The sequence below is a fragment of the Burkholderia sp. HMSC10F09 genome (genome assembly GCF_001806955.1).
Taxonomy (GTDB): Bacteria; Pseudomonadota; Gammaproteobacteria; order Burkholderiales; family Burkholderiaceae; genus Burkholderia; species Burkholderia multivorans.
Window position 1 is genome coordinate 36,455 of sequence record NZ_KV786743.1, and the last position, 16,396, is coordinate 52,850.

The window sequence follows — 16,396 nt, forward strand, 5'->3', positions numbered from 1 at the left end:
CAGCGCAGCGCAGCGCGGCAAGCCTGCGCATCGCGCGCGGCGCCGTTCGTCAGCGCATCGCCGTCACGCGCGTCGATCGTTGCGCGCACCGCTTGCGCGCCGGCGCACACCGGCTCAGGCATCGCGCCCGGCGGTGCGGCGATGCACTCATGCGCCGGCCGCGATCATCGCGCGCTCGCTACGCGTCCACGCGACGAGCGCGCCGATGCCGAGCACGGCGAGGCACACGATCGGCACGATCATCGGGCCGAATGCGGTGCCCGTCACCTTGCCGGCGAACGGCATCAGGTTCTGGCTGAAGAAACCGCCGAGGTTGCCGATCGAATTGATCGCCGCGACGCTCGCCGCTGCGCGCGCGCCGGTGAAGTAGCGCGGCGGCATCGACCAGAAGCACGGATACAGCAGCGGAATGCAGGCGCCGCCGAGCACGAGCGCGACGAAGCGCAGCGGCGTCGACGGCAGCACGAGACTCAGCAGGAAGCCGAGCGCGCCGAGCGCCGCGACGATCGAGATCGTGCGCAGAATGCTCTTCGCGCGGCGCAGCTTCGCCGGCAGCCACAACAGCAGCAGCACCGCGAGCGCCCACGGCAGCATGCTCAGCAAGCCGTTCGTGCTGCTCGACACGCCGAACGACTTCACGAGCGTCGGCAGCCAGTACGTGACGCCGTAAAGCGACGTCGACATCAGCATGTAGGTCGCCGCGAACAGCATCACGCGCGGATCGAGCAGCGCCTTCCACGGCTGCGCATGCTCGGCCTGCGCGGGTTTTTCGCGCTCGAGCGCGGCCGCGACGATCTGCTTTTCGCGTTCGTCGAGGAAACGCGCCTCGCGGAACGACGCCGGCAGCACGCGGAACACGACGATCGCGACGAGCACGGCCGGAATCCCGGTCGCGACGAACACCCATTGCCAGCCGGCGAGGCCCCACACGCCGTTCAGGCTCAGCAGCACGCCGCCGACCAGCGACCCGAGCATGTTCGCGAGCGCGCTGCCGAGCGTGAAGATGCCGAGCACCTTCGCGCGATAGCTCTGCGGAAACCACAGCGTCAGATAGTAGATGACGCCCGGATAGAACCCGGCCTCGGCGATGCCGAGCAGAAAGCGCAGCGCGCAGAACGCGGGCATCGAGGTCGTGAAGCCCATCAGCACCGTGATGAGCCCCCACGTCAGCATGATGCGTGCGAGCCAGACGCGCGCGCCGTAGCGATGCAGCGCGAGCGTGCTCGGCACTTCGAACAGCAGATAGCCGATGAAGAACAGCGACGACGCGAGCCCGAACGCGGCCTCCGTCAGCCCGAGGCTGTGCACCATCTGCAGTTTCGCGAAACCGACGTTCTGCCGGTCGATGAACGCGATCAGGAACATCACGACGAGTATGGGCAGCAGGCGCCGCGCCATCTTCGACATGATGCGCTGTTCGTCGGCGGACGCGGCGTCCGGGTAGGCGGTGGAATTCACTGCGGGTACCTCCGTGAAACGGTTGCGTATCGTTGAAATGCGGTGCGCCGCGCGCGACGGGCGCGATCGCGGCATGACGGGAATGGCCGGCTTCGCTCATCCGGACCGGTAGTCGTCGAGCATCGGCGCGAACATCTCGTGCCACGCGCGCGGCTTCGCCTTGATCGTGCCGGCGAGGTAGAGGAAGTCGACGTAGTCCATCAGCTGATTCGGGCGGACCGAGAAGCGCGTCTCCGGCGCGGCGAGCATCTGCATCACGTCGTCGTGCGACACGCCGACGCCCGACGCCGCCGCATAGAGTGCCGCCGCCGCACGCGGGTCCCGTGCGATCAGCCGGTTCGCTTCGTCGAGCGCGCCGAGAAACGCCGTGGCGAGCGCCGGTTCCGCGTCGACGAGCCGCTTCGGCGCGAACACGACGTCGAGCGTCATCGGGCCCAGGACGTCGACCGAATTCACGACGCGATGAATGCCCGGCTGCCGCAGCTCGAGCGTCGAGAACGGCGGCGACGTGAAGTGCGCGGTCACGCCGTTCTCGCGGCGGATCAGCGCCTGCATCGCCTGCGGATGCGGCAGGTTCACCGTGATCGAATCGAGTTGCGCGAAATGCGCGGCGCCGAGCTGGCGGCTCGCGACCATCTGCAGCACGACCGCCGACAGCGACGTGCGGATGCCCGGCACCGCGATCCGGTCGGACCGCGTGAAGTCGCGCAGCGACGTGAGGCCCGGGCGGTTTGCGTTCAGCGACAGCGACGTCGTCGACAACCCGCTGATGCCGATCACTTCGACGTTCGGAATCCCGCGGGCGCGCGCCCACAGCTCGATGAAACCCGGCGCGCCGGCGCCCGCGAAATCGAGCGTGCCGGCCATCATCGCGTCGTTGACCGAGTTGCCGCCGTCGAGCAGCACCCAGTCGACCGCGACGTCGCGCATTCCGTGCCGCGCCGCGTGCCGCTCGAACAGCCGCTGCTTCTCCATCACGAGCAGCGGCAGATACAGCACGCCATAGCCTTTCGAGATCCGCACCGTGCGCGGCTTCGCGCGCACGAGCGACGGCGCGCCGAGCGCACCCAGCATGCCGAGGCCGGCCGCGATCAACGCGCGGCGGCGCGGGCGCGACGTCATGCGCACACCCTCGCGCGGCGATCCGCAGGCGGCGGCGTGCCGCGCCGTGCGTTCGTCGTGCTCGTGACCTGCTGCATGTTGGCGTCTCCTCTGGTATTAATGCCGTCTTCATGCTACGGCTCGACACAGGTTATCGAGCGAGTCTGAGAAAATGCTGACATCCCGGCCTCGGGAAAACCCGTAACCCCTACCTGCAAACGGCACCATGCGCATTCTCGTCGTGGAGGACGATGCGGAGATCGGCGCGGCGATCCGCAACCGCCTCGCGCGGCTCGGCCATGCCGTCGATCTCGAAACCGACGGCTCGACCGCGAACAGCCTGCTGCGCGTCGAGCGCTTCGACCTCGTCGTACTCGACGCCAACCTGCCCGGCCTCGACGGCTTCGCGGTGCTGCGCAACCTGCGCGCGGCGGGCAGCACGACGCCGGTGCTGCTCGTCACCGCGCGTTCGGCGATCGACGATCGCGTCAGCGGTCTCGGCCTCGGCGCCGACGACTATCTGGTGAAGCCGTTCGACTACCGCGAGCTCGACGCGCGCGTGCAGGCGCTGCTACGCCGCAACAGCGGCCATGCGAGCGACGTGCTGACGCTCGGCGGCCTCGTGATCGACCGCAGCAGCCGCCTCGCGGAACTCGACGGCAAGCCGCTGTCGCTGTCGCGCCAGGAGTTCGCGCTGCTCGAGATTCTCGCGAGCCGCCCGCAGCGGATCTTCTCGAAGGACGAACTGCTGAATCAGCTGTTCAGTTTCGGCAACGAGCCGAGCGCGAACGCGGTCGAGCAGTATGTGACGCGCGTGCGCAAAAAGCTGCACGGCAGCTCGGTCGAGATCCGCACCGCGCGCGGGATGGGGTATCAGATTGCCGCGCACTGACTGGTTCCCGAAGACGCTGTTCGGGCGCACGCTGCTGTTCATCGCGCTCGTCGTCGCGACCGGCGCACTCGCGCTCGCCGCCATCGCGCGCTACTACGCGGGCGTCGCGGCCGAGCGTGCCTACGATCAGCTGCTCGCCGGCGCGTCGATCCAGGTCGCGGAGAATCTTTACGTGCAGGGCGGCGTGCTCGCGCTGAATCCGCCGGTCGCCGCGCTGTCGACGCTGTCGCGCTACGACCTCGTCTACTACAAGGTCGTCGATTCGCGCGGCGTCGTCGTGGCCGGCTACAACGATCTGGCCAGCTCCGCGACGCTCGCGGCCGCGAAACAGGGACCGGCGTTCGCGAACGCCGTCTATCACGGGCACCGGATCCGCACGGCCACCATCGCGCGCTACATGCCGGAAGAAAGCACGCCGGGCTGGGCGCTCGTGACCGTTGCGCAGACAACGAATGCACGGCAGCAGCTCACGAACGAGATGAGCATCAAGGTGTGGACGCTGATCCTGCTGATGAGCGTGCTCGCGATCGGCGCAAGCGGGCTGGCGATCCGGCGCGGGCTGCGCCCGCTCGCGCAGATCGGCGCGATCATCGCGGCGCGCGATCCGGCGGATTTGCGGCCGGTGGCCGTCGATACGCCGAGCGAGATCGACGCGATCATCGGCGCGATCAACGGGCTGATGCGCCGGCTCGCCGAGCGCATCAACGCGATGCAGCGCTTCATCGCCGACGCCGCGCACCAGATGCGCACGCCGCTCGCGCGGCTCGATGCGCAGATCGAACTGCTAGACGGCGACGACGATCCCGCGCGTCATGCGGCACGGCTCGATGCGTTGCGCACGACCTGCGCCGATGTCGGCCGGCTCACCGGGCAGCTGCTCAATCACGCGATGGTGATCCATCGCACCGAGGCCGTGCCGCTGCAGCCGGTCGATCTCGTCGCACTCGCGAAGGACGTGCTCGGCCGCGCGATTCCGCTCGCCGACGCGCGCGACGTCGCCGTCGCATTCGCGAGCGACGCGCCGCACGCCTGGATCGACGGCGATGCGGTCAGCCTGCAGGAAGCGCTGTCGAACGTGCTGCACAACGCGCTGCTGCACGGCCATGCGGACGACATCGTCGTTTCGGTCGCGACGTCGGGCCATGCCGACGATGCGCTGACGCTGACCGTCACCGACAACGGGCGCGGCATTCCGCGCGAGCATTGGGATGCGGCATTGCAGCCGTTCGTGCGGATCGCGCCGGATGGGACGGAGCGCCGCACGGGCTCGGGGCTCGGTCTCGCGATCGTGCAGGAAGTGATGAAGGCGCACGGCGGGCGCGTCGGGTTCGCGTTTCCGGATGCGGGCGGGTTTGCGGTCGTGCTGACGTTTCCGAGAGCGGCGCGAATGGGCTAGCGTCTACTCGCGAATCGACGATCGTCGCCGTTGTGCATCGCCGGTCGATTCCGTTCGTCATACGTCCGGGCGTTGAACGCGTCGAACGCGCGGCACGATGTGTTGACGCCGGCGCGCACCGCGCTCACGCCGTCACTGCCTCGCCGCCCAGATAGGCATCGCGCACACGCTCGTCGTCGAGCAGCGTCCTGGCCGCGCCTTCGAGCACGACGCGCCCGGTCTGCAGCACGTAGCCGTAGTGCGCGATTTCCAGCGCGAGGCTCGCGTTCTGTTCGACCATGAACACCGTCACGCCCTGCCGGTTGATCGTATCGATCAGCTCGAGCACCTTGTCGACGTAGAGCGGCGACAGCCCCATCGTCGGCTCGTCCATGCAGATCAGCTTCGGCCGCGCCATCAGCGCGCGCGCCATCGCGAGCATCTGCTGCTCGCCGCCCGACAGCGTGCCGGCGCGCTGCGCGAGCCGTTCGCGCACGCGCGGAAACAGGTCGAGCACGCGTTCGTAGTCGTCGGCCACCGCCGCGCGATCGCCGCGCGTGTACGCGCCCATCAGCAGGTTCTCGCGCACGCTCATGTCGCCGAACAGCCGCCGCGCCTCCGGCACCGCGGCGATGCCGCGTCGCACGCGCTGCGGCGTCGCGAGGCCCGTCACGTCGTCGCCGTCGAAGCGCACGACGCCGCGGCGCGGCCGCATCAGTCCGAGAATCAGCTTCATCGTCGTCGACTTGCCGCTCGCGTTGCCGCCGAGCAGGCTGACGATCTGCCCGCGGCCGACCGCAACGTTCACGTCGAAATGCACCTGCACCGGTCCATAGAACGTGTCGAGATGTTCGAGTTTCAGCAAGGCGTCGGTCATGGTCGTATCGGATCCCGAAGAAAGCGCGCTCATGCGGCCGCCTGCGCCGCTCGAACCGCCGGTGCACCGCCCGCGTGGCGGCGGCCGAGATAGGCTTCGATCACGCGCGGATCGTGGCGCACGTCGCGCGGTGCGCCTTCGGCGATCTTCACGCCGTTGTCGAGCACCATCACGCGATCGGACACGCGCATCACGAGTTCGAGCTTGTGCTCGATCAGCAGGATCGTCAGGCCGCGCGCCTTCAGCGAGCGGATCAGCTCGAGCATCTCCGCGGTCTCGGTCTCGTTCATTCCGGCCGTCGGTTCGTCGAGCAGCAGCAGGCGCGGATGCAGCGCGAGCGCGCGGCCGATCTCGACGCGCCGCCGGTTCGCATACGACAGGCTGTGCGCCGGATGATCGATGCGCGGCGTGAGCCGCTCGCCGAACCCGGCGACGATCTCGCGCGCCTCGTCGCGCAGCGCCGCTTCTTCGCGCCGCACCGACGCCGGGCGCAGCAGCGCGCGTACGACTTCGGCCGCCGCGCCGAGCACGGGCCAGCCCGGCCGTGCCGCGCGCAGTCGTGCATGCGCGCCGATCAGGACGTTGTCGAGCACGCTGAGGTTGCCGAACACGCGGCCATGCTGGAACGTGCGCGCGAGCCCGAGCGCGGCGAGCCGTTCGGGCGCCGCGCCCGTGACGTCGCGGCCGTCGAACGTCACGCTCCCGGCATCGGGCCGGTCCGCGCCCGCGATCAGATTGAAGAGCGTCGACTTGCCCGCGCCGTTCGGTCCGATCACGCTCAGCAGCTCGCCTTCGGCAAGCGTCAGGCTCGCGCCGTCGAGCGCCGTGACGCCGTCGAAACGACGCGTCAACCCCTGCACGTCGAGCAAGGGCGGTTGGGTGGTGGTCATCGCCTTCCTCCTCACACCGTGCCGAGCAAGCCCTGCGGCCGGAACCGGACGAGCAGCAGCAGCACGAGACCATAGATCAGCATCCGGTAGTCGGCCGCCCAGCGGAACAGTTCGGGCAAGCCGATCAGCGCGAGCGCGCCCACGATGCCGCCGAGCACGTTGCCGAGCCCGCCGAGGATCACCATCGTCAGCGCGAGGATCGACACCTGCGAATCGAAGGTCTGGTGATTGATGTAGCTGTACAGGTGTGCCGCAATACCGCCGCTCACGCCCGCCGCGACACCGCCGACCGCAAATGCGATCGCCTTGTAGCGGTTCGGTGCGATCCCGTGCGCGCGCGCGGCGACGTCGTCCTCGCGCACCGCGCGCAGCGTGCGGCCCAGGTGCGAACGCAGCAGCCGCACCTGTACGAGTGCGAACGCGACCAGCACGGTCAACGTGAACCCGTACGCGGCCTGTGCGGTCGATGCCCACGGTAGCGGCGCGATGCCCGTGATGCCGAGCGGCCCTCGCGTGAGACCGTCCCAGTTCAGGATCACGAGGCTCACCACTTCGCCGATGCCGAGCGTCGCGATCGACACGTAGTGACCGCGCAGCCGGAACGCCGGATAGACGAGCAGCGTCCCGAGCACGGCCGTGATCGCGCCCGCGCACGGAATCGTCACGGCCGGCGACCAGCCGAGATCCGACGACAGCAACGCCGACGCATACGCGCCGATCACGAGCAGCGCCGCATGGCCGAGCGAGATCTGCCCGACCGTGCCGGCGACGAGCGTGAGGCTCAGCGCGAGCAGGCCGTAGAGCCACGCGTTGGTCAGCGTCTGCAGGACATAAGGCGATGCGCCGAGCCAGGGCAGCACGGCCGCGAGCGCGACCAGCGCGACGATCGCCGGGCGCGGCACGCGCAGCGCCTTCGCGGCCGCGAGGAAGGTGCCCGTCATCGGCTCGGGCGGCAGCGCGCGGTTCGCGCTGAACAAGCCGTTCGGCCGCCAGACGAGGAACACGATCAGCAGCCCGAACGCGAACAGGTCGCGATAGCTCGTGCCGAACAGCGCGACGCCGTAGCTTTCGACGAGCCCGAGCAGCAGGCTCCCCGCGATCGCGCCCGGCACGTTGCCGAGCCCGCCGATCAGCAGCGCGACGACGCCCTTCAGCGTCGCCTGGAAGCCCATCGCCGGATCGATGCTGTTGTAGTACATGCCGACCAGCAGCCCGCTCACGCCGCCCAGCGCGCATGCGATCGCAAACACCGTCTGGTTCACGCGGTCGACGTCGACGCCCATCTGCAGCGCCGCGTCGCGATCCTGCGCGGTCGCGCGCACGGCCCAGCCGAGCCGCGTGAAGCGCAGGAAGCCGTACAGCAGTGCGGCCGCCGCGATACCGATGCCGGCGATCAGCAGATCGAGCGACCCGAGCGTGGCGCCGCCGAGCCGCAGATGCCAGTCGGGCAGCGGCGTCGGCACCGCGCGCGGATCCGCGCCGAATGCGAGCTGCGCGAGCTGGTCGAGGATGAAGCTGATGCCGATCGTCGCGAGCAGCGGCGCGATGCGCGCCGCATGACGCAACGGCCGCAGCCCGATCCGTTCGATCGCGACGCCGAGCGCGCCGCAGCCTAGCACCACCGCCGCGAGCGCGACCGGCAGCGGCAGCCCGAAGCGCGTCAGGCACAGCCAGCCGATGAACGCGCCGACCATATAGACCGAGCCGTGCGCGAAGTTGATCAGATGCGACACGCCGAAGATCAGCGCGAGCCCGACGGCGAGCAGCGCGTAGATATTGCCGACGATGAGGCCGTTGAGCGTGTAGTCGAGCCAGGATGCCATTGCGATGCGTCCGGTACGGTTCAGCGTGCCGCGAGCTGCGGCTTGGCGCCGTCCCACAGCGCCCACCGGCCCTGCTTCACGACGAGATACACGGTGCGCGCGCCCGCGACGCGGCGCGTCTGCGGATCGAAGCGCACCTTGCCGAAGATCACGCTCGGCACGTCGCTGATCTTCGCGAAGCCGTCGTGCGCGGCCTGGCGCGTCGTGCCGTAGCGGCGCAGCACCTCGGCCGACAGGATCAGCGCGTCGTAGGCGCGCGCGACGAACGAGTCGGGATCGGCGTGGAATTTCGCGCGATAGCGCTGCACGAACCCCTGCACTTCGGGGCGCGGTTCGGCCGGGAAGAAATTCGATTCGGTGTAGACGCCGTCGACGGCCGTGCCGCCCAGTTCGAGGAATTTCGGCGAATACACGGAGCCGACCGCCGCGATCGGCAGCGCAATGCCCGAGGTGCGCGCCTGCCGCACGATCTGCGCGCCGTCCGCGTAATACGAGATCAGCACGATCGAGTCGGGCTTCGACTCGCCGATCCGCACGAGCGTCGAGCGGAAATCCTTTTCGGCCGGCTGATAGCCTTCGGCCGCGACGACCTGCGCGCCGAGCGCCGTCGCTGCCTTCGCGAAGATGTCCTTGCTCGTGCGGCCCCAGTCGGTGTTCAGATACAGCACCGCGATCCGTTTGAAGCCGAGTTCCTTCACGGCGTAGCGCGCGAGCAGCGGCTGTTCCTCGGCCTGGCTCAGCGCGGTGCTCCACAGATAGTCGCCGCCCTTCGTGAAGTCCGGGTGCGAATTCGTGAAGCCGAACTGGATCAGTTGCGCGCGCTGATAAATCGGCGACGCGGCCATCGACGTCGCGCTCGAAAAATCGCCGAGCTCGATCACGACGCGCGGATCGGCGACGAACTTCTGCGCGATCGCCACCGCCTGGCGCGGATCGCTGCGGCTGTCCTGGAAGTCGATCGCGAGCGGCCGGCCCTGTATGCCGCCGCTGCCGTTGATCTCGTCGAGTGCGAGATCGAAGCCGCGCTTCCACTGCTCGCCGTATTGCGCGTCCTGCCCCGTGAGCGGCCCGCTCACGCCGACGACGACCGGCTCGCCCGAGACGCCTGCCGCGAGCGCGGCGCCCGTCGACAAGCCCCAGGCGGCCGCAAGCGCCGCCACCGTGCCCAGCACGCGCCGCCATGCGCCGCGCGCGTCGTTCCCCGAAACCTTCATGGATCCCCCAACGTCAGTCAATCGAAAAGAGTGAGGGCATGAAACCATCGGGGTCCGGACGATCCAACGAAGTTTTGTGCATATCGATATCGCGGCGCACGCGTAGCGCATCGTGCGCTTCGACGCGGGCCTTCGCATGCCGCATCGCGCGGCCGCGACGAGGCGCACTCATCGTGTTGATTCGATTGCCGTTTCCGGTTCGGCAGCGCGCGTGCGAGATGCGCATCGGCGCATAGCCGGCGATGACGACGCGCGTGCCCTTCGCATTTTTCGCGCTGTCGATAGCAAAAATCATTATAAGAATTGCGCATGCTCACGCTCCTACAATGCGCAAATCGCATCATCGGAACGCGTCATGGAGCTGCATCAACTCGAGGCTTTTTCCGCCGTCATGTCGGCCGGCAGCGTGACCGGCGCGGGCGAACTGCTCGGCCGCTCGCAACCGGCCGTCACGCGGCAGATCCAGGAACTCGAGGCCGACCTCGGCTATGCGCTGTTCGATCGTCACGGCCCGCGTGTCACGCCGACGCGGCGCGCGTTCCTGCTTTACGAGGAAGTCGAGCGTTCGCTGATCGGCCTGCGCGCGATCGACGCGCGCGCCCGTGCAATCGGCAGCGAAATCGCTCAACCCGTACGCATCGCCGCAACGCCCGCGCTCGCGGCCACGATCGTGCCGGCCGCGCTCGCGGCGCTGCCCGACGACGCGCACGCGCCGCACTACCAGTTGCGCAGCGAATCTGCCGAGCACGTCGTGCACGAAGTGTTGGCCGGCACCGCAGACGTCGGCGTCGTCACGCTGCCGATGGCGCATGCGGGGCTCGACGTGCACTGGATCGCGCAGACGCCCTGCGTCGCGGTGCTGGCCGCCGGCGATCCGCTCGCGGCGAAGCCGCGCATCGCGCTGCGCGATCTCGCGCGCCGCCGCATCGTGACCGTCGCGAACCGCCATCGATTGCGCCAGCGCATCGACGCGGCATTCGCCGCCGCGCGCGTCGAGTCGCGCGTCTTCATCGAGACCAATGCGTCGCTCAACGCGGTGATGGCCGCGCGCGCCGGCGTCGGAATCGGCATCGTCGATCCGGCGACGGGTGTCGCGCTGCCGGTGGACGGCGTCGTCGCGCGGCCGCTCGACGTCGACATTCCGTTCGCGTTCGGCGTCGCGACGCCGGCCGGCAAGACACGCACGGCGGCCGTCGATGCGCTGCTTAACGCGTTGCATCGCACGACGCGCACGTTGTTCGACGATGCGATCTTTCACGACGCGGCCGCACACGATGCGCTGCTGCGCGGCGACCGCCCGCGCACGCGTGCGCGGGTGCGCAGGCTGCGCCCGGAGGTTTCCGCATGACGGCTTTCCGCGGCCTTTCGACTAACGAAACGATGGACGAACAATTCGCATGACGACCTCACTCGACGCACTCGAATCGCGGCTCGCCGAGGATCTGCGCTGGCTCGACCTGCCCGCGCCGTCGTGGGTGCCGCCGCGCGACGTCGACGGCATGCGCGTGCTCGACGTCGCGATCGTCGGCGGCGGGATGGCGGGGCTCGCGGCCAGCGCCGAACTGCGGCTGCTCGGCATCGACAACCAGTGCGTGATCGATCGCGCGCCGGCCGGCTACGAAGGTCCGTGGGTCACGTTCGCGCGCATGGACACGCTGCGCTCGCCGAAGCAGCTTGCCGGCCCCGCGCTCGGGCTGCCCGCGCTGACGTTTCGCGCCTGGTTCGAAGCGCAATACGGCCGCGACGCGTGGGACGCGCTCTACAAGATTCCGCGCACGCAATGGATGGACTATCTGCGCTGGTATCGGCGCGTGCTCGACCTGAACGTGCGCAACGACACGACGCTCGTCGCGCTGCGCCCGCGCGACGACGGCCTGCTCGCGCTCGATCTCGACACGCAGGGCCACGCGCAGACGCTGCTCGCGCGCCACGTCGTGCTCGCTACCGGCCGCGACGGGCTCGGCGGCCCGTACGTGCCGCCCGTCGCGCAACGCGCGCCGCGCACGCGCTGGGCGCATTCGTCGGAGCCGATCGACTTCGCGGCGCTGGCCGGCAAGCGCGTGGGCGTCGTCGGCGCCGGCGCGTCCGCGTTCGACAACGCTGGCACCGCGCTCGAGGCCGGCGCCGCGCGCGTCGACCTGTTCTTCCGCCGCACGGACATTCCGCGCATCAACAAGCTGACCGGCATCGGCAGCCCGGGCCTCGTACACGGCTATGCCGACCTCGACGACGCCAGCAAGTGGCGCTTCATGCATTACGCGCTGACGTCCCAGACGCCGCCGCCGCGCGACAGCGTGCTGCGCGTGTCGCGCCACGCGCATGCCTTCTTCCATGCGGCCAGCCCGATCGAGACGCTTGCCGAGCATGCGGACGGGCTCCAAGTCACGACGCCGCGCGGCCGCTACGTCGTCGACTTCCTGATCTTCGCGACCGGCTTCCATTCGGACTGGACGACGCGCGCGGAATTCGCGGCGTTCGCTGCGCACGTGCGGCGCTGGAAGGATTGCTATCGCCCCGCGCCCGGTACCTGGCTCGACGAGTTGGCCGAGTCGCCCGATCTGGGTCCCGCATTCGCGTTCCAGGAGCGCGAGCCCGGTGCGTGCCCGGCCGTGACGCGCATCCACTGCTTCAACCATGCGGCGAGCCTGAGCCACGGCAAGCTGTCCGGCGACATTCCCGCGATCAGTGTGGGCGCCGAGCGGCTCGCGCGCGGCATCGCGAGCCGGCTGTTCGACGCGGACCGCGACCGCCACTACGACGCGCTCGTCGCGTTTTCCAACGCCGAGCTGCAAGGCGACGAATGGCGCGACGCCGATGCGTAAGCGCCTGTTCCATTGACGATGACGGATACCGAAACGATGACCGATACCCTCACACCGGCCGCTGCGCCGGATACGATCGACCGCGTGGCCGGCCTGCGCGACGACGATGCCACGGCCGTACTGCGTCGCTCACGCGACAAGGTACGGCTGCATACGCAGCTCGGCGAAGCGGCGCTGTTCGATCCCGCGCTGCCCGGCCTGTCGCCGGTCGAGCGTCTGCATGCGGCGCGATATGTCGCGCAGCGGTCGAACGCGCCAGCCCTTGCGTCGCTTTATCGCGCGCGACTGATCGACGCCGGCGGCAGCGACGCCGACATCGCGCGGGCGGACGCCGATGCGTTCGACGCGCTGCCCGCGCGGCTCGCCGCAATCCTCGCGCATGCACGGCTTCTGACGGCGTCTCCCGCCGCTGCGCAGCGAGCCGATCTCGATGCATTGAAAGCGGCCGGCCTCACGACGCCCGCGATCGTCGCGCTGTCGCAGCTCGTCGCGTTCGTTGCCTATCAACTGCGCGTCGCTGCGGCCGCACGGGCAGTGCAGGCGCGCGTCGCGAAGGAGGCCGCATGACGACGCATGCTCACGGCTTCACGTTCGACACGCTGGGCTGGCGTGCGTGGCTCGACACCGTGCCGCTCGACACGGCGACGCCCGAACAGCTCGCGGTGCTCGAAGCGAGCCATCCGCAGGCCAAGACGTCCGACTACTATCTGCTGCTCGTACACCTGCCCGAAATCCTGCGGCAGCGCTCGGGCGTGTTCAACGCGATCATGTACGGGCCCGGCGGACTGCCGCGTGCGGAGCGCGAACTGGCGAGCACGGCCGTGTCGCGCGTGAACGGCTGCGTGTACTGCGCGTCCGTGCATGCGCAGCGCTTCGCGCAACTCGCGAAACGCACCGATGCGATCGAGCAGGTGTTCGACGATCCGGCGACGGCCGGCACGACCGCGCGCGAACGCGCGATCGTGCGCTATGCGATCGCGCTGACCGAGCGGCCGGATGCGGTCGGCGCGGACGATATCGCGGCGCTGGAAGCCGAGGGGCTCACGCACGAGGAAATTCTCGACCTGTCGCATGCGGTCGCGATCTTCGCATGGGCGAACCGGTTGATGCTGACGCTGGGGGAACCGGTGTTTGCGGAGGCGGGAGGACGGTAGCAGGGGCGATGTGGCGGGTGATGTGTCGTCTGCGGTGCGGCGGCCGATTACGCGCTACACGCGCGCGCTGCACGGGGCGCTGCGGCCGATCGCCGAGCAGGCCGCTGACGCGGTGAGCGTGCTGCGGCGTCTTGCGGTCGCCCACGGATAGCCGCTCCGTTCGATGGCCGCTCCCGGATCGTCGTCGCCGGCAGTTCCGCGGACGCGCATCTCGCCGCGATACTGCCCCACCGCCCCTCAATCCCCCAACAACTTCAACCCCGCCGGCAACGTCTCACCGAACACTCGCACCGTATCCGCCTCATCGAACGCGACGACCTCGCGTACACGATCGATCCACGTCTGCGACACGTTCGCGGCCGACAGCCGCCGGATCACCGCGTCGCGCGTGTCGTCCGGCAGATCGCGTTCGCGGTCGCCCGTCAGCTGCGCAATCTGCGCGGCGGCAAACGCGGCAGGCTCGACCTGTTTCCAGTCGAGCGCGAACAGCGCGTCGAGCCACCGGCACGCGACGTCGGCCGGCACGACGTTGTGTGCGCTGCCGTAGAACGGACGCCGCGCGCCGACGCGTCCGAGCGCCCAGGCGCGCAGCGCGCGCTCGGCCGGCTTCTGCACAGGCGCGATCAGCCGTTCGCCGAGCTCGATCTTGCGTTCGATCGGTAGCCGTTCGAGCGACGCAGACAACCGCATCATGTCGGCGGGCCCCACCTTGTCGGGATCGAACGGCAGCTTGCGTCGCTTGTCGTCGGGCGACGGCTCGAGAAACGCGATCGCGTCGCGCACCTGCATCTGCGCGTCGTCGTCGAGGCCGCCGGCCGCACGCCGCCACAGCGTCCACCATTCGGACCATACCTGCGCGTCGTTCACGTACTGGATGCCGTCGTCGAACAGCGGCCACAACTGTTCGATGCGCCACGCATCGAGCGGATGACCGAAGCCCGGCCGCACGCAATAGCCGGCGAGATTGAGCCATGCCCGTTCGTGATCGGCCGAGCGCCGGCGTCGGCGCGCGCGCGCGAGCAGTGCGTCGAACAGCTCGCGCGCGAGCGCGACGTCCCATTCTTCGCGCGGGCCCAGCACCTGCTCAAGTTGCGCACGCAACCGTCTCGTATCCTTCGGCGTCACGTTCGCCGCGCGGCTGCCGAACGAGCGGTCGATCAGTTCGAGCGCCTGATCGATACGCGGATGCCGCGCAGGTGCGGCGCCGTCCTGCTGTGCCTGCGCGTCGCCGCGCAGCTGGAATTCGAGGCGCCAGCGGCGCGCGGCATCGTCGGTCGCGATGCAGTGCATTTCAAGCGTGCCGACTTCGGTCAGCGATGCGGTCAGCTTCACCGGCGTCTCGCGCGCGCCGCCGTCGGCCTGCCCGTCGACGACGGTCGCGATCGGCGGCAGCCGCACGAAGTCGCCGCCGTCGAGATCGACGAGATCGCCCGGCCGGTACGCGGTATCGGCAACTGTCGACATCAGGTGAAAGCGCACCGGCTGCCCGAGCTGCAGCGCAAACGTGCGATCCTCGAGCCGGATCTCGCGGCCCTCTTCCGCACCGCGCGGCAGCAGGCACACGCCGCGCGGCCGCCCGTCGGCCGCGCCGTCGTCGAGCACGAGGAAATAGCTGCGCGCCGAGCCGCCGCCGATGCGCGGCGCATGCCCGGCGCGGGCGAGGCCGTATGCGACCGCACCGCGCGCGACCGCGACGTCCGGATGCGCGTTGTGCAGTACGTCGAGCGGCGCGCCGCGCCACGCACCGAGCGTCTGAGCGAGGCGGCCCACCAGCGCGTGCGCACGAAACACGCCGCCGTTGAGCAGCAGCGTGTCGGGCAGCGGACCTTCCGCGTGACGGTTCAGGAACGCGGCGACGTGCCGCGTGACGGCCGGATCGCTCGCGTACGGCAAGCCGAATTCGACGATCGCCGCACGCGCACGCTGCGGCAGCTCGTCGGCCGCGACCTGCGGAAAAAAGCCATCGACGACGATCTGCTCGACCTCGCGGCGCGTCAGCTCGGCCGAACGCGCGCCGCCGACGAGCCGGCTGCCCGCGCCGAGCAGCGTGACGGTCACCGATTCGGGCGCGTCGTCGCCGAGCAGGCGCTCCTTCGCCGCGCGGCAACGTTCGACGAGCTGCGACAGGCTCGCGGCCGACAGCCGCGTGCCGGGCTCGGTCAAGCGCGTCTCGACGAGGCGCGCGAGCGCGAGGTCCATGTTGTCGCCGCCGAGCATCAGATGATTGCCGACGCCGACGCGCGTAAACATCGGCTCGCCGTCGTCGCCGGGCGCGACGTCGACGAGCGTGAGATCGGTCGTGCCGCCGCCGACGTCGCAGATCAGCACGCGCCGCGGCGCGGCGAACGTGTCGCGCAACGTCGCACGCTGACCGTACAGCCAGTCGTAGAACGCGGCCTGCGGCTCCTCGAGCAGCCGCAGCGCAGGCAGCCCCGCGCGTCGCGCGGCCTCGACGGTCAGCGCGCGGGCGCCGTCGTCGAACGACGCAGGGACGGTCAGGATGACGTGCTGTTGCGCGAGCGGCGCGTCGGGAAAGTGCGCATCCCATGCTGCACGCACGTGCGCGAGATAGCTCGCGCTCGCATCGACGGGCGACACCTTGTCGACACCCTCGGCAGCGCCCCACGGCAGAATCGGCGCGAGGCGATCGACCGACGCGTGCGACAGCCAGCTCTTCGCGCTCGTCACGAGGCGGCCGGGCACCTGCGCGCCGAGCGTGCGCGCATACCGTCCGATCACGGGCGCCGGCGCATCGTCGCGGCCCGGCTGCGCGGGCGCGCCGGCGGCCTG

The 16,396-nt window shown here is 69.8% G+C and carries 14 protein-coding genes; 6 read left to right on the forward strand and 8 right to left on the reverse strand.

Translation table 11 applies throughout. From position 1 onward, the window contains the following. Window positions 1–147 precede the first annotated feature (147 nt). Window positions 148–1,407 (reverse strand): MFS transporter, encoded by a 1,260-nt coding sequence (locus tag HMPREF3115_RS16325; RefSeq protein WP_233632845.1) that lies wholly within the window; start codon window positions 1,405–1,407, stop codon window positions 148–150. A gap of 147 nt (window positions 1,408–1,554) precedes the next feature. Beyond that, a complete protein-coding gene (locus tag HMPREF3115_RS16330) occupies window positions 1,555–2,580 on the reverse strand; it encodes an ABC transporter substrate-binding protein (RefSeq protein ID WP_065495624.1) in 1,026 nt (341 codons plus the stop codon). A gap of 205 nt (window positions 2,581–2,785) precedes the next feature. On the opposite strand from HMPREF3115_RS16330, the gene HMPREF3115_RS16335 reads away from it, so the two are divergent. Continuing rightward, complete coding sequence (locus HMPREF3115_RS16335) at window positions 2,786–3,451, forward strand: response regulator transcription factor (RefSeq protein ID WP_070555124.1); 666 nt, start codon at window positions 2,786–2,788, stop codon at window positions 3,449–3,451. After that, window positions 3,438–4,847, forward strand: a complete 1,410-nt coding sequence (locus tag HMPREF3115_RS16340; RefSeq protein WP_070555125.1) for a sensor histidine kinase — start codon at window positions 3,438–3,440, stop codon at window positions 4,845–4,847. The genes HMPREF3115_RS16335 and HMPREF3115_RS16340 overlap by 14 nt, the downstream gene beginning before the upstream one ends. Before the next feature lie 124 nt (window positions 4,848–4,971). Here the strand turns inward: HMPREF3115_RS16340 and HMPREF3115_RS16345 are convergent, their stop codons facing one another. From HMPREF3115_RS16345 to HMPREF3115_RS16365, 5 genes are read right to left on the reverse strand one after another with little or no spacing between them, the layout of a single operon-like run. Beyond that, window positions 4,972–5,736 (reverse strand): ABC transporter ATP-binding protein, encoded by a 765-nt coding sequence (locus HMPREF3115_RS16345; protein WP_006404373.1) that lies wholly within the window; start codon window positions 5,734–5,736, stop codon window positions 4,972–4,974. After that, complete coding sequence (locus HMPREF3115_RS16350) at window positions 5,733–6,593, reverse strand: ABC transporter ATP-binding protein (protein ID WP_035945743.1); 861 nt, start codon at window positions 6,591–6,593, stop codon at window positions 5,733–5,735. Before HMPREF3115_RS16350 ends, HMPREF3115_RS16345 begins: the two co-directional genes overlap by 4 nt. An 11-nt stretch (window positions 6,594–6,604) precedes the next feature. After that, entirely contained in the window at window positions 6,605–8,416 is a 1,812-nt protein-coding gene (locus tag HMPREF3115_RS16355; protein WP_070555128.1) for an ABC transporter permease, read from the reverse strand. Between the two features lie 20 nt (window positions 8,417–8,436). Then, window positions 8,437–9,630: an ABC transporter substrate-binding protein gene (locus HMPREF3115_RS16360; RefSeq protein WP_070555131.1), complete on the reverse strand. Its 1,194-nt coding sequence runs from the start codon at window positions 9,628–9,630 to the stop codon at window positions 8,437–8,439. Window positions 9,631–9,643: 13 nt separating this feature from the next. After that, a complete protein-coding gene (locus HMPREF3115_RS16365) occupies window positions 9,644–9,925 on the reverse strand; it encodes a hypothetical protein (RefSeq protein ID WP_070555134.1) in 282 nt (93 codons plus the stop codon). A 60-nt stretch (window positions 9,926–9,985) separates the two neighbouring features. Between HMPREF3115_RS16365 and HMPREF3115_RS16370 the strand changes: the two genes are divergently transcribed. The 4 genes from HMPREF3115_RS16370 to HMPREF3115_RS16385 are packed head-to-tail and all read left to right on the forward strand — an operon-like array spanning window position 9,986 to window position 13,606. Then, window positions 9,986–10,978 (forward strand): LysR family transcriptional regulator, encoded by a 993-nt coding sequence (locus HMPREF3115_RS16370; protein WP_070555138.1) that lies wholly within the window; start codon window positions 9,986–9,988, stop codon window positions 10,976–10,978. Window positions 10,979–11,027: 49 nt separating this feature from the next. Next, a complete protein-coding gene (locus HMPREF3115_RS16375) occupies window positions 11,028–12,452 on the forward strand; it encodes an NAD(P)-binding domain-containing protein (RefSeq protein ID WP_070555141.1) in 1,425 nt (474 codons plus the stop codon). Between the two features lie 36 nt (window positions 12,453–12,488). Next, window positions 12,489–13,019, forward strand: coding sequence for a CMD domain-containing protein (locus HMPREF3115_RS16380; RefSeq protein ID WP_070555156.1), 531 nt, complete (start codon window positions 12,489–12,491; stop codon window positions 13,017–13,019). Further along, window positions 13,016–13,606 carry a peroxidase-related enzyme gene (locus tag HMPREF3115_RS16385; protein WP_006408828.1) on the forward strand — a complete coding sequence of 197 codons (591 nt, stop codon included), beginning with the start codon at window positions 13,016–13,018 and terminating at the stop codon, window positions 13,604–13,606. Before HMPREF3115_RS16380 ends, HMPREF3115_RS16385 begins: the two co-directional genes overlap by 4 nt. 237 nt (window positions 13,607–13,843) lie before the next feature. On the opposite strand, the gene HMPREF3115_RS16390 is transcribed toward HMPREF3115_RS16385, so the two are convergent. After that, the coding region (locus HMPREF3115_RS16390; RefSeq protein ID WP_070555144.1) for an Hsp70 family protein at window positions 13,844–16,396 on the reverse strand (2,553 nt) is incomplete at its 5' end.

What these genes read in the sequence shown, in the direction of transcription:
- HMPREF3115_RS16325 (WP_233632845.1), bottom strand. Translation starts at nt 1,407, where the DNA reads ATGTCGAAGATGGCGCGGCGCCTGCTGCCCATACTCGTCGTGATGTTC.
- HMPREF3115_RS16330 (WP_065495624.1), bottom strand. Translation starts at nt 2,580, where the DNA reads ATGACGTCGCGCCCGCGCCGCCGCGCGTTGATCGCGGCCGGCCTCGGC.
- HMPREF3115_RS16335 (WP_070555124.1), top strand. Translation starts at nt 2,786, where the DNA reads ATGCGCATTCTCGTCGTGGAGGACGATGCGGAGATCGGCGCGGCGATC.
- HMPREF3115_RS16345 (WP_006404373.1), bottom strand. Translation starts at nt 5,736, where the DNA reads ATGAGCGCGCTTTCTTCGGGATCCGATACGACCATGACCGACGCCTTG.
- HMPREF3115_RS16350 (WP_035945743.1), bottom strand. Translation starts at nt 6,593, where the DNA reads ATGACCACCACCCAACCGCCCTTGCTCGACGTGCAGGGGTTGACGCGT.
- HMPREF3115_RS16355 (WP_070555128.1), bottom strand. Translation starts at nt 8,416, where the DNA reads ATGGCATCCTGGCTCGACTACACGCTCAACGGCCTCATCGTCGGCAAT.
- HMPREF3115_RS16360 (WP_070555131.1), bottom strand. Translation starts at nt 9,630, where the DNA reads ATGAAGGTTTCGGGGAACGACGCGCGCGGCGCATGGCGGCGCGTGCTG.
- HMPREF3115_RS16365 (WP_070555134.1), bottom strand. Translation starts at nt 9,925, where the DNA reads ATGATTTTTGCTATCGACAGCGCGAAAAATGCGAAGGGCACGCGCGTC.
- HMPREF3115_RS16370 (WP_070555138.1), top strand. Translation starts at nt 9,986, where the DNA reads ATGGAGCTGCATCAACTCGAGGCTTTTTCCGCCGTCATGTCGGCCGGC.
- HMPREF3115_RS16375 (WP_070555141.1), top strand. Translation starts at nt 11,028, where the DNA reads ATGACGACCTCACTCGACGCACTCGAATCGCGGCTCGCCGAGGATCTG.
- HMPREF3115_RS16380 (WP_070555156.1), top strand. Translation starts at nt 12,489, where the DNA reads ATGACCGATACCCTCACACCGGCCGCTGCGCCGGATACGATCGACCGC.
- HMPREF3115_RS16385 (WP_006408828.1), top strand. Translation starts at nt 13,016, where the DNA reads ATGACGACGCATGCTCACGGCTTCACGTTCGACACGCTGGGCTGGCGT.